The following is a 12,156-nucleotide window of genomic DNA, read 5'->3' as shown; positions in this document are numbered from 1 at the left end:
GCACGGCCTCGGATTTTGAACGAAACATGCTATGTTTCAGATGGAAGCCGCAGACTGACAAAAGTGGATCGCGTATTGGAGGTTTCTGGATGACAGATGCGTTGATGTCCCGCCGTTCCCTGTTCACCCAAGGTGTTGCCGTGTTGGCAACCGGGGCCGCGGGGCTTTGGGTGCCTGCCCGCGCAGCCGGGATTGCGCCGACGCCTTCGATGCGGGGCGGATCGAACAACTATCGCCCCGGCGCGCCAATCGTGGACCGGATCGGTGGCGGCGGGTTCTGGATGACCGGCACCGTACGACGGGCGGGCGATGGCGCCCCCCTGCCCGGCCAGCGCATACAGATCTGGGCCCATACCACAGAAGGGCACGAGCGTGACCCGCAAAGCCATGGAGCGACCTTGACGGATGAAAAGGGTGAATTCCGCCTGGAAATGCCGCAGATCGTTCCTGCATTCGGTCAACCGCACGGGCATCTGGCCTATGACAGCGGCGCGTTCGAAACCGTGTTCCTGCGGCCTGTGATGTCCAGTTCCAAAGACAAGACACTGGCTGCGCATTTCGTGTTGCAACCGCTCTGATCCCGGTGATCCGAACCGGTGCCATTTGGGCGACCCTGATCGCCGCCCTTGCCGTTCCCCTGATCGCTGCGGCAGGCAGCCCGTATCTTGCCTGGCGCGATCCAGCCTATATCCTCGCCGGGTTTGCCGGAATTCTGAGCTTGGGCCTGCTGCTGCTGCAACCGCTTCTGGCCGGAAGATACCTTCCGGGCCTGTCCGCAGTGATGAGCCGCCACATTCACCGCTGGATCGGCCTGACCCTTGTGCTGGCGATTGTTGTCCATGTCGCGGGGTTGTGGCTTACCAGCCCGCCGGATGTGGTGGATGCATTGTTGTTCGCATCGCCAACGCCGTTCTCGGCCTGGGGTGTCATTGCCATGTGGACCGCTTTCGGGGTGGCCATGTTAGGGGTCTTCCGCAAACGTCTGCGCCTGCGTTTTCGTTTTTGGCGGCTGAGCCACACCGCACTGGCCGGGGTGACGATTGTCGGCAGCCTTGTTCACGCCATGCTGATCGAAGGCACGATGGAGATCGTAACCAAAACAGCGCTTTGCGCACTGGTCCTCTTGGCGAGCGCAAGCACGCTCGCCAAATTGAAAGTGTGGGATATCCGTCGACGCCCTTAGACGCCCAGGCACCAGCGCATCACCGCCTTTTGTGCATGCAGACGGTTTTCGGCCTCATCAAAAATGACCGAGTTCGGGCCGTCCATGACCTCGGAGGTCGCTTCTTCCTCGCGGTGGGCCGGCAGGCAATGCATGAACAGCGCATCCGGTTTGGCATGCGACATGAGTTCAGCATTGACCTGATATGGACGCAGCATGTTGTGGCGGCGCTCTTTGGCCGACTGGGAATCATGCATCGAAACCCAGGTGTCCGCGACGACGAGGTCCGCGCCTTCCACCGCTTTGTGCGGATCCCTTTCGATCACGATTTTCGAACCTTTCTGGCGGGCAAACCCCATGAACTCCTCTTCCGGGTCAAGCTGAGCGGGGCCGGTGAAGGTCAGATCGAATCCGAATTGACCGGCGGCGTGCAGGAAGGAAGCGCAGACATTGTTGCCGTCGCCGGTCCAGACCACTTTCTTGCCCGCGATAGGGCCACGGTGTTCCTCGAACGTCAAAACATCGGCCATGATCTGGCAGGGATGGGTGCGGTCGGTCAGACCGTTGATGACGGGCACGTCGGAATATTCGGCCATTTCGGTCAGGATGGTTTCATCAAAGGTGCGGATCATGATCATGTCGACATAACGCGACAGCACGCGGGCAGTATCGGCAATGGTTTCGCCGTGACCCAGCTGCATGTCCTTGCCCGACAGCACCATGGTCTGGCCGCCCATCTGGCGCACGCCCACATCAAAGGACACGCGCGTCCGGGTCGAGGGCTTTTCGAAGATCAGCGCGACCATGCGGTCTTTCAGCGGTTGTTCGTCATCAGGGGCGGCCTTGGGACGGCCCAGACGCGCCTGTTTCATCGCGCCCGCCTGATCGATCATGGACCGAAGCGCGGTAGCATCGGTTTTGTGGATGTCGAGAAAATGGTTCATGTCGGTTCGTTTCCTGGCTGTCGGTTGCCGGGGGCGCTGCCCCTGGACCCCCGGAGTATTTGGGAAAAGATGAAAATCAGGCGGTTTGGAGTTGGGTCTCGATCTGCCGGGCCGCCTTGTCGAGGCGGATCATGGCCTGAGCGATATCGTCCTCGGTCAGAGTGAGAGGCGGTAACAGGCGGATCACGTTGTCGGCGGCGGGAACGGTGATGACGAGGTTGTCATAACCTGCGTTGACCACGTCGATATTGGCAGGCTTGCACTTGAGGCCGAGCATCAGGCCTGATCCGCGCACCTCTTCGAACACGTCGGGGTGATCTGCGATCAGGGCTTCGAGCTTTTGGCGCAGCAGGCCCGCCTTGCGGTTGACGCTTTCCAAAAAGGCGGGTGTTGCCACATGATCGATCACCGCGCAGCCCACCGCGCAGCCCAGCGGGTTGCCGCCATAGGTCGAACCATGGGTGCCTGCTGTCATGCCGCTGGCCGCGTCTTCGGTGGCCAGGACTGCGCCCAGAGGGAAGCCGCCGCCGATGCCCTTGGCGACCATCATGATATCAGGGGTGATCCCAGCCCATTCATGGGCAAAGAGCTTGCCTGTCCGGCCAACGCCGCACTGGACTTCATCAAGGATCAGCAGCAGCCCGTTGTCGTCGCAGATCTGGCGCAGCGCCTTGAGTTCGGCGTCCGGCACCGGGCGAATACCGCCCTCGCCTTGGATGGGTTCGATCAGGATCGCGGCGGTCCTGTCGGTGATGGCGTCGGTCACGCCGTCCAGATCGCCGAAGGCCACATGCACGAAACCCGGCAGCAGCGGGCCGAAGCCCTTGGTCATTTTCTCGGACCCGGCAGCGGCGATGCCGGCTGACGACCGGCCGTGGAACGAACCGTCGAAAGTGATGATCTCGACCCGCTCGGGCTGATCCTTGTCATAGAAATACTTGCGGGCCATTTTTACGGCCAGTTCGCAGGATTCCGTGCCGGAGTTCGTGAAGAAAACCGTATCGGCAAAACTGTTTTCCACCAGCTTGTCAGCCAACGCCTGTTGCTGAGGAATGTTGTACAGGTTCGAGACATGCCACAGCGCATGGGCCTGGTCAGTCAGCGCGGCCACCAATGCCGGATGGGCATGGCCCAGCGCGTTCACGGCGATCCCTGCGCCGAGGTCCAGGAAACGTCGGCCATCCGCCTCGGTCAGCCAGGCGCCTTCACCCTTCACGAAGGTCAGGGGCGCACGGTTATAGGTCGGCAGAACGGACGGGATCATGGGATCATCCTTTTCAGGTAGTATGAGCCTCGTGAGTGATACACGAAGGCCCTGTTCGTCAACAATTTTGGTGAGGTCTGTGCCGATTTGTCGGGCACACGAGATCAAACAGGCCGGTTACGCAAAGATGCGTCGGCGTCGGAGCAGTTGGATATGCACATGTTTGATCATGGCCGACCGTATAGCGATGCTTGCACAGGTTGGGAAGCCAGTATTTTGCAGGGATCGAATTTTGCCCTTGCCAAAGCCTGTGCAACGGCGCACCGCTTGGCCATGTTCCAACCCAAGCACCACAATCCACCTCTTGCCGCTGCGCTGATTTTTGTCGCCACCGCCTTTATCGCCGCGACGACGCTGCTGGCAAAGGCGCTCGGGACGGATGCGTTGGGCCCGTCCTTGCACGCCATGCAGATCAGTCACGGGCGGTTTCTGTTTGCCCTGCTGGCGATCGTGCTGGCGGTTGCAGCTTTGCGGCCCCGGTTGGTGCGGCCCCATTGGGGGCTTCACGTCGGGCGGACCAGTTTTGGCTGGGCGGGGGTGACATTGATGTTCGCGTCGGTTGCCTTCATTCCGATGGCGGATGCGACGGCCATATCCTTTCTGAACCCTGTCTTTGGTATGGTGCTGGCCATTCCTCTGCTGCACGAGCGGGTTGGTCCTTGGCGCTGGCTGGCGGCGGCTGTCGCCTTGACGGGCGCGTTGATCCTGCTGCGCCCGACCCCCGCCAGCTTTCAGCCTGCCGCGCTTCTGGCGCTGGCGGCGGCTGCGCTGATCGGGATGGAGCTGATTTTCATCAAAAAATTGTCCGGGCGCGAGCCACCGATGCAGATCCTGCTGATCAATAACGCGATGGGTTTGCTGATCGCCACTTTGGCCGTCAGCTTCGTCTTTCAGATGCCGACCCCGCAGCAGTGGGCGGCATTGGTGGGGATCGGCGTTCTGATGGCCTGTGCGCAGGCCTGTTTCGTCAACGGCATGGCGCGGGCGGATGCATCCTTTGTGGCCCCGATCAGCTATGCCACGCTGATCTTTGCCGCCCTTTACGACTTGGCGGTCTTTGATGTAATCCCCGACTGGATCAGTCTGATCGGGTCTGCGACCATTCTGGCCGGTGGGCTGATCCTGGTCTGGCGAGAAGCGGTGCGGCGCCGCGTCTGAGAGCCTGCCCTGCACGGCGGAAACGGGTGCGCCTGCATCCCGGCCCCGGCCCTTGCAACCGGTCGTGATGGCTGGGCCAGCCTAAGCCTTGAGGCGATATCCGGTGCGCAGCATCAGCCAGGTGATGGTTCCGATCACGAGTGTTGCAAACGTACAAACCGCCATTCCCAGCCACGGAGAGCTGTCGGATACTCCGATCATTCCGTAGCGCAAACCATCTATCAGATAGAACACCGGGTTCAGGTGGGTCAGGCGGTTCAGCACGGGCGGCAGCGCCTCGACCGAGTAGAACGTGCCCGACAGGAAGGCCAGCGGCGTGACGATAAAGTTGTTGATTGCTGCCATCTGGTCGAACTTGTTGGCGAAGATACCGGCAAACAGGCCCAACGCGCCCATGAATGCCCCACCCAGAACAACAAAGGTCAGCGCGATCAGGGGGTGCTGAGGCGCAATGGAGAGCAAGACCAAAAACGCAATCGAGATCACCAGTGCGATCATCACGCCTCGGGCAATACCACCCGCGAGGTAACCCAGCAGAATCTCGAGCGGTGACAGCGGCGGCATCAAAGTATCGACGATATTGCCCTGCACCTTGGCGATCACCATCGAGGACGAGGTATTGGCAAAGGCATTCTGGATCACCGTCATCATCATGATCCCCGGTGCCAGAAACATCACAAACGGCACACCCATGATATCGGGCCGGCTGGGTCCGATGGCGATGGTGAAGATCAACAGGAACAGCCCCGCCGTAACCAGAGGTGCCAGAACCGTCTGCGTCCAGACGGCCAGAAAACGCAGGGTTTCGCGCTGCGCCAGCGTGTACAGGCCCATCCAGTTGACTGCTCCGAAGCGACGCGCGGTCTGATCTGCGGGATTTTGCATGATTTGCCCTCAAGCTGATTCGAAGACAGCTTGTAACTCGGGCAGCAGTGTTTAGAATAGGGGGCTGAGACGAATTCCCAAGGCGGCCCGAATCCGGGGCCGCTTTCCGCTTTTGAAAGGCTAACGATGTCCTGGACAGACGAGCGTGTTGAACTGCTGAAGAAGATGTGGGGCGAAGGCCAGTCGGCCAGCCAGATTGCCAAGGAACTGGGTGGCGTGACCCGCAATGCGGTGATCGGCAAGGTGCACCGCCTGGGCCTGTCGAACCGGACGGCAGGCGCATCCCCGGCCAAGGCGGAACCGAAAGAAAAACCGGCGCCCGCCCCCAAGGCCGAGGCCAAGCCCAAACCTGCACCCAAGACCGAACCGGCGCGTCCGGCCCCGGCCCCGACCGCCGAGGCGAAACCGGTCGTTCCGGCCCGCCGTCAGATCATCCCCGCCGGTCAGCCGCTGCCACCGCAGCCATCGGCCAATGAGATCAGCCCCGAGGCGCTGGCCAAGGTCAACGAGGTTGAAAAGAAAGCCAAGAAGCTGACTTTGATGGAATTGACCGAGAAGACATGCAAATGGCCCGTGGGCGACCCCGCGACCGAGGATTTCTGGTTCTGCGGCCTTCCGGTTGAGGCGGGCAAACCCTATTGCGAGGCGCATGTGGGAGTGGCCTTCCAGCCGATGAGCTCGCGCAGGGATCGTCGGCGGTAATTGCGAACACAAGAACCTAAATCATGTCTATGGAACGTGAAAAGGGCGCAGGCATTTCGCCACGCCTCTACCGGAGACGTTGCATAGTCAAGAACGACGCAAGGCGTAACGGGTTCTTACAAAGAAAACACCCTCGCTGAATGCTGCGAGGGTGTTTTAGTTCGGAGCGTCAGCTTTGCGGAAAAAGTTGCCGTAGGCTCATCGCTTTCTGATCCTCCCCCTCTGAAGTGGTCCGCCGTTATGGTTATGAAAACGGAGGAACCACATGGCGAACAAGCGACCGAGGCCGGAAGAGATTGTCTCGAAGTTGCGGCGGGTCGAGATATTGATGGGGCAAGGCATGTCCCGTCTGGATGCGATCCGGCAGATTGGTGTTGTTGAACAGACCTATTATCGCTGGAAGAAGAAGTACGGCGGAATGGGTACGGATCAATTGAAGGAACTCAAGCGCCTTCAAAAAGAGAATGAGCGTCTTCGAAAGGTCGTCTCGGATCTTACCCTGGACAAACTGATCCTGACGGAGGCGGCCAAGGGAAACTACTGAGCCCCGCCCGTCGCCGTGCCTGCATCAACCATGTGCGCCACAAACTGCGTGTCTCAGAACGCCGGGCGTGTCGCGTCCTGAAACAGCACCGATCCACACAGCGAAAGCTGCCGAAAGGTCGAGCTGACGAGAAGCGCCTGGTGGCGGACATGATAGAATTGACCCGCCAGTATGGCCGCTACGGTTATCGCCGGATCGCGGCTTTGCTGAGAGATGCGGGCTGGCAGGTGAATGACAAGCGTGTCGAAAGGCTTTGGCGTCGGGCGGGGCTGAAAGTGCCAATGAAACAACCAAAGAAGGGGCGGCTCTGGTTAAATGATGGATCGTGTGTTCGGCTGCGGCCGGAGCATCGAAACCATGTCTGGAGCTATGACTTCGTGCATTGTCGAACGGATGACGGAAAGGCATTCCGCACGCTCAACGTCATCGATGAGTACAGCCGGGAGTGCTTGGCGATCCGTGTGGACCGCAAGCTGAACTCCAGCGATGTCATCGACGTGCTGAGTGACCTGTTCATCATGCGCGGTGTGCCAAGCTACATTCGCTCCGACAATGGCCCTGAGTTCATTGCCGTGGCGGTGCAAGACTGGATCAATGCAGTTGGAGCAAAGACCGCATACATCGAGCCAGGCAGCCCATGGGAGAACGGTTACTGTGAAAGTTTCAATGCGCGGTTCAGAGATGAGTTCCTGAATGGAGAAGTCTTCTACTGTCTAAGAGAAGCGCAGATTTTGATCGAAGAATGGAGGAAACACTACAACACAAAACGCCCGCACAGTGCTCTGGGATATAAACCGCCGGCCCCGGAAACCATCGTTCAAATGGACCAAAGGCCGGTCATGCACTAACAATCAACTTGGACCACACAAGTGGGGCTGATCACCTGAGCTTGTTTGTTTGCTGAACTGGCCGCTACTCAGGTCTTTGCCCGCGGAAATCACTACGGATGGTGCCGAGGCGTAGGGAACCCACACCAGTCGAGCCAAGGATGCGGGCAGGCCGGTGGGCAAGGGGCAGGCAATCAAATTACCGGCCCAACGCAGCCGGTGGCAAATCAGTTGCCACCTCGAGGAACGCCGCAAACGCCCACGTCCGTCACAGTGCCGGTCCTTGCACCGGGCGCGGTCCCGAACGCAATTCCCGGTCAGGTTCCTATCGCGGCACCAGTAGCGGTACCCGGTCAGGTGCCAACGCCGATCGTAGCGCCGACACTAGCTCCGCCATTAGTGCCAAACCCGACACCAAACCGGGTTCCGACAGCCGTTCCCAATCAGGTTCCGCCGTTGGCTACCGGACCGACTGCTGTGCCGCCGCAAGTTCCGACTGCAACTCCCAATCAAGTTCCGATAGCTGTCCCAGGCCAGGTTCCGCCTCAACCTAACGGTCAAACTGCTGTGCCACCGCTCGTCCCAACCGCGACTCCCAATCAGGTTCCCACAGCGGTTCCTGGTCAGGTTCCACAGTTGACTCCAAAACCTACGGCAACTCATATGGCCGTCCCAGGACATCCGAAACCACAAGGCGTAGTGACAGTTATGCGCCCAAAGCCAAGGCCGACAACCGGTACTGTCCAGCCAACTGGCACAACACAAGTTACCCACCATTTGACCCACCAAAGCAATTCAAAAAAACTCGATCATGTCGCAGCAACACCTGGACGGCATGACCCGCACGACTTACCCAGGTTCCGCAACGCAGCGGCAAAGGAAAACTGGGAATGCGTTGCCAGCGGATTTGGACAGCGCCGTTACGATGCAGGGCATGGTGTGTTGCTGAACAACGGAGCGTTGCGGCACCTCGGAAACGTGGACGCTATGGCGCGGGATGTACCAGCACGGCATCCAAAACACTCTGGGTGCATTATTTCGGTTAAACGAAAACAGCGCTGAAGCTTGTCTGGCAGCTATCGCTCGGACAATGATGTTAATCGACCAATAGTTCGTCCAAAATCGTCTGATTTGTTGGAGCTTGTACTGCCCTTATTCCCCTAGCACTAACGTTGGCTGACGTAGCACAACACTGCTCAGTACCTAAGTTTTTTCAAATAGGCCAACAATCTATAGTGCCGCACTTCCAAGATGGGCCTCCGGCTATCTGGGCCGGTCTGGTTAGGCGAGCAAAAGCATGAACGGCATCTTTGCAAAGTCAGATTTCTGCGCATTACTGTCATGGGGGCATCGATCAGCATCGGTCAAAGTGGGCTCGAACCGAACCACTGCCGCGGTGCGACCGTAGGTCTGGTCTGAGTTGGCGAACGGCAAGTGCCGCCCGCCAACCTGGTTCAAATGTCGACTTGCTCGGCGATGCTCAACGCATCTTCAAGTTCGACACCAAGATATCTGACAGTGCTGTCAACCTTTGTGTGCCCGAGCAGGAGTTGAACTGCCCTGAGATTTCCGGTTTTGCGGTAGATTTCCGCTGCTTTGGTCCGGCGCAGCGAATGGGTGCCGTATCCGCTGGGTTCCAGCCCAATCGCGGCCACCCAATCATTCACAAGCCGGCCATATTGGCGTGTTGAGATATGCGGGCGGTCATGAAACCTGCTGGGAAACATGAAATGGCAGCCGAGCATCTCCGGTGACTTGATCCATGCGGCAATGGTATCCCGCGTGTTTTCAGAAAGTTCAAACTGAACAGGCCGCTTGGTTTTGCTCCGGATCACGGACACGCGTTCGCGAACGCGATCATCCTTTACCAGGTCGGCGACGGCCAGTTTCACCAAATCGCATCCGCGAAGCTTGCTATCAATGGCCGCACTGAACAGCGCAAGATCGCGCAGGTTGCCCGCCAGCTCGAGCCGCGCGCGGATCGCCCAGACCTGTTTCGGCCAAAGCGGCCGTTTCTGGCCGATGATCCGGCCCTTGTGCCAGGCTCTTCGTTTCGGGGTGACAGCGGGAAGTTGGACTCTTGGCATTGTGCGCCCTCCAATCCTCCCGCCAAACCCTGACTATGCACAGCGCTGGCGCCTCAGTTTGCTGGTGGTTTGAATGGCCGTTATAAGCTTGCTGTTTCATTGGCGAACGCCGCAGACGCATTGGGCAGTAGAGAGCCCAAAGCAGAATTACTTAATCTATACACTTTGCATTCGCAGCCAGCGAATTATTCTGCCTGCCAGTTGTGCGATCGGGTCTCCTCATTTAGCGTGTTTGCGATCGCCGTCCGAATTTACGCACCTGCGTGAAAAGCTTCGGGCAGTTCAATTTATCATTCGATCGAGGCGCCAAGTGAGCAAATTGCGAAACTTCAATTTGATGGCTTTGGTCGCTGCACTCCTTTTTCCTGCTCCGGGAGGTGCTCCTCTGCTCGCGCAGGAGGCACCAGCGGAGACATACACTCTGGAGGCTGATGTGATCTACGGCGCGGGCCTCGTGACGAAGGACGGGACGCAAGTATCGCGGGATCTGTGGATGGACGTCTACTATCCCGCCGAAAATGCTACCGAGCCACGGCCAGCTGTGATCCTTACTTTCGGCGGGGCTTTCCATCGCGGCAGTCCACGTCTGACATTTCAATCCGGAGGTGCGCAGGACACCTCGATGGGCAACTATTGCCGCCGATTTGCTGCGAGAGGTTATACCTGCTTTGCGATTGATTATCGGCTTACAACGGAACGCCCGGTGCTGTCCGGCGAGGGCTACCAAGAAGACTGGATAGATCCTGAAAGTCTGTTACCGCTTTTACCTCAAGCCAATTACATTCGGGGGACGATGAACCTGCCGCCGATAGATTTCGCGATTCCGGATCAAAAAAAGACAATGGTTGATGGCGTAGTCGCCGCCGCTGAAGACCTGCGCACAGCCGTTTTACACATTCGCAAGGCAGCCGGGACATACCAGATCGATCCAAACCGTATCGTTCTGGGAGGTTTTTCAGCAGGCGCGGTGACGTCCTGGAACGTCGCTTATGGCATGGGCGTCCCCGTTGCAGGTGTCTTTTTACTTTCCGGAACCGATGCGGGCTTTGACGTGAAAAAGACCGTGACATCGACCTCAGTAACACCACCGACTTTGATGTTTATGGGGCAATATGATCTTCCTGGCGCGCTATCCTCTGTGCCTGAACTCATCCAGCATTATGAAAAAGTCGGCGTTGACTATGAGTTCGCATGGGTTCCCGGGTTTGGCCATTTTTACCCTGCTGGTGCTGCCAGTCTGGGCGGCGATGCGGTGAGTGTGTCGATAGAAGGTCGGATTGCAGCCTTCCTTGACCGCTCCTTTGCCGATGATCGCTGAAGTGCGGCTTGCACATTCGCCTTCGGCAGTTTCTGCTAGTGACTGTATTTACAGCGCATACCAAAGAGAACTTTGCAACGCTCTTCAGGCAGTAGAGCACTTTGCGACGGTTATTTGCTTCAATCTTCATAACTATTTCGACGCTTTGACAAATCAGAGGCAAAGTACCGACGACCACTTCATTCAGAAGTGCCGACAGCGTTGCGAACCAGCACACTTTACTTTCGATTGGAGGATTCAATGATCCGTAAAAGCGTCTGGCTGTCTGTAGCCGCTTTGCTGCTTTTTTCAGCCGCCAAATCTGGCAACGCTGATCAGGTGTTTGGATACGAAACTGAGCTCGACGTTGTTTACGGGACAGGAAAAATCGCGCCTGATGGTATTCAGACAGAGCGGGAACTGCGGATGGACGTCTATTCACCCTCTGCTGCCAACGCGGACTACACCAAGGCTGCGTCAGTTTCAGACGGCCCGCATCCGGCGGTAATATACGTGCATGGTGGCGCGCATCACCGCGGTGGAAGACGTATAGAACCCTTTCGGCTAGAGGCCGCTGTGCACTCGCGCCCGGAAGATTATGCGCGGTTGCTTGCGCCGCTTGGCTACGTTGTTTTTGTTATCGAGTATCGGCTTGCCACCGAATACCCTGAGCCTGCTTTAGCGCCGGGGGAAGGGAACCTGATTGCCGATGTTGACGCCTACATCACGCCGCAGGTGTTTGAGGCGACAGTTCGGGCTCGGAATGCAATGGGATTGCCACGGCTAGAGAACAGACCCGAAGACAGGCTTTATCTGTGGAAAGCCGGGCTGGCTGGTGCGGAAGATGCCAACCTCGCCCTCGAATTTGTCATTGAGAACGCGGAGCGCTTCAATATCGATCCTGAGCGCATTGCAATGGGCGGGCATTCGGCCGGTGGCGGAATTACACTCAACGTCGGAATTGGTATGGACGCCCCACTTGCCGCGATTTTTCCGCTGTCCGGGCCGAACATTCTCTTCGAGCATGAAGCGGTGATGGACCACCCTGATTTGCCACCCACACTACTGGCGTACTCTCAATTCGACGAACACACGCAGTTAAGTGACCTGCCGGGAGTTGTGTCGCTTTTGAGGGAAGCCGGTGTGGAATACTCACTGTCATGGGTTCCGGGATTTGCCCATTTTTATCCGCACAATGCTGTATCGCTGGGTGACGATGGCACTCGAATGTCTTTGGGAGACCGGATCATATCATTCCTTGATGTGCACTTGGGTTCAAAGTAAGG

11 protein-coding genes are annotated in these 12,156 nt (G+C 58.2%); 7 read left to right on the top strand and 4 right to left on the bottom strand.

What is annotated here, in order from left to right; all coding sequences use genetic code 11:
* The first annotated feature begins 89 nt into the window (after positions 1-89).
* Both ACR3E6_RS09980 and ACR3E6_RS09975 read left to right on the top strand, forming a co-directional pair.
* Positions 90-578 (top strand): twin-arginine translocation pathway signal, encoded by a 489-nt coding sequence (locus ACR3E6_RS09980; RefSeq protein WP_480486960.1) that lies wholly within the window; start codon positions 90-92, stop codon positions 576-578.
* An 8-nt stretch (positions 579-586) separates the two neighbouring features.
* Complete coding sequence (locus tag ACR3E6_RS09975) at positions 587-1,183, top strand: ferric reductase-like transmembrane domain-containing protein (protein WP_480488120.1); 597 nt, start codon at positions 587-589, stop codon at positions 1,181-1,183.
* Here ACR3E6_RS09975 and argF read toward each other — a convergent pair.
* Both argF and ACR3E6_RS09965 read right to left on the bottom strand, forming a co-directional pair.
* Complete coding sequence (gene argF / locus ACR3E6_RS09970) at positions 1,180-2,106, bottom strand: ornithine carbamoyltransferase (RefSeq protein ID WP_171724400.1); 927 nt, start codon at positions 2,104-2,106, stop codon at positions 1,180-1,182. The genes ACR3E6_RS09975 and argF overlap by 4 nt on opposite strands.
* A gap of 76 nt (positions 2,107-2,182) precedes the next feature.
* Entirely contained in the window at positions 2,183-3,370 is a 1,188-nt protein-coding gene (locus ACR3E6_RS09965) for an aspartate aminotransferase family protein (RefSeq protein ID WP_209546957.1), read from the bottom strand.
* Positions 3,371-3,643: 273 nt separating this feature from the next.
* Here ACR3E6_RS09965 and ACR3E6_RS09960 point away from each other — a divergent pair, with 273 nt between their 5' ends.
* Positions 3,644-4,528 carry a DMT family transporter gene (locus ACR3E6_RS09960; RefSeq protein WP_210092782.1) on the top strand — a complete coding sequence of 295 codons (885 nt, stop codon included), beginning with the start codon at positions 3,644-3,646 and terminating at the stop codon, positions 4,526-4,528.
* 81 nt (positions 4,529-4,609) lie between these two features.
* Here ACR3E6_RS09960 and ACR3E6_RS09955 read toward each other — a convergent pair whose 3' ends face one another.
* Positions 4,610-5,413: an ABC transporter permease gene (locus ACR3E6_RS09955; RefSeq protein ID WP_480486958.1), complete on the bottom strand. Its 804-nt coding sequence runs from the start codon at positions 5,411-5,413 to the stop codon at positions 4,610-4,612.
* 126 nt (positions 5,414-5,539) lie between these two features.
* Between ACR3E6_RS09955 and ACR3E6_RS09950 the strand changes: the two genes are divergently transcribed.
* Positions 5,540-6,115 (top strand): GcrA family cell cycle regulator, encoded by a 576-nt coding sequence (locus tag ACR3E6_RS09950; RefSeq protein ID WP_152457300.1) that lies wholly within the window; start codon positions 5,540-5,542, stop codon positions 6,113-6,115.
* Between the two features lie 265 nt (positions 6,116-6,380).
* Positions 6,381-7,507 (top strand): IS3 family transposase gene (locus ACR3E6_RS09945; protein WP_480486956.1). Its coding sequence is split into 2 segments (ribosomal slippage): positions 6,381-6,645 and positions 6,645-7,507, totalling 1,128 coding nucleotides; the frame shifts between segments, so codons are not numbered across the junction.
* A 1,433-nt stretch (positions 7,508-8,940) separates the two neighbouring features.
* On the opposite strand, the gene ACR3E6_RS09940 is transcribed toward ACR3E6_RS09945, so the two are convergent.
* On the bottom strand, positions 8,941-9,573 hold the full coding sequence (locus ACR3E6_RS09940) for a tyrosine-type recombinase/integrase (protein ID WP_480486954.1): 633 nt from the start codon (positions 9,571-9,573) through the stop codon (positions 8,941-8,943).
* A 337-nt stretch (positions 9,574-9,910) separates the two neighbouring features.
* On the opposite strand from ACR3E6_RS09940, the gene ACR3E6_RS09935 reads away from it, so the two are divergent.
* Positions 9,911-10,891: an alpha/beta hydrolase gene (locus ACR3E6_RS09935; protein ID WP_480486952.1), complete on the top strand. Its 981-nt coding sequence runs from the start codon at positions 9,911-9,913 to the stop codon at positions 10,889-10,891.
* Between the two features lie 240 nt (positions 10,892-11,131).
* On the top strand, positions 11,132-12,154 hold the full coding sequence (locus tag ACR3E6_RS09930) for an alpha/beta hydrolase (RefSeq protein WP_480486950.1): 1,023 nt from the start codon (positions 11,132-11,134) through the stop codon (positions 12,152-12,154).
* Positions 12,155-12,156: the final 2 nt, after the last annotated feature.

The organism is Ruegeria sp. AL3 (assembly GCF_056536065.1).
The sequence above is the reverse complement of the archived record's forward strand: the minus strand, read 5'-3'. Positions and strand labels throughout refer to the sequence as shown.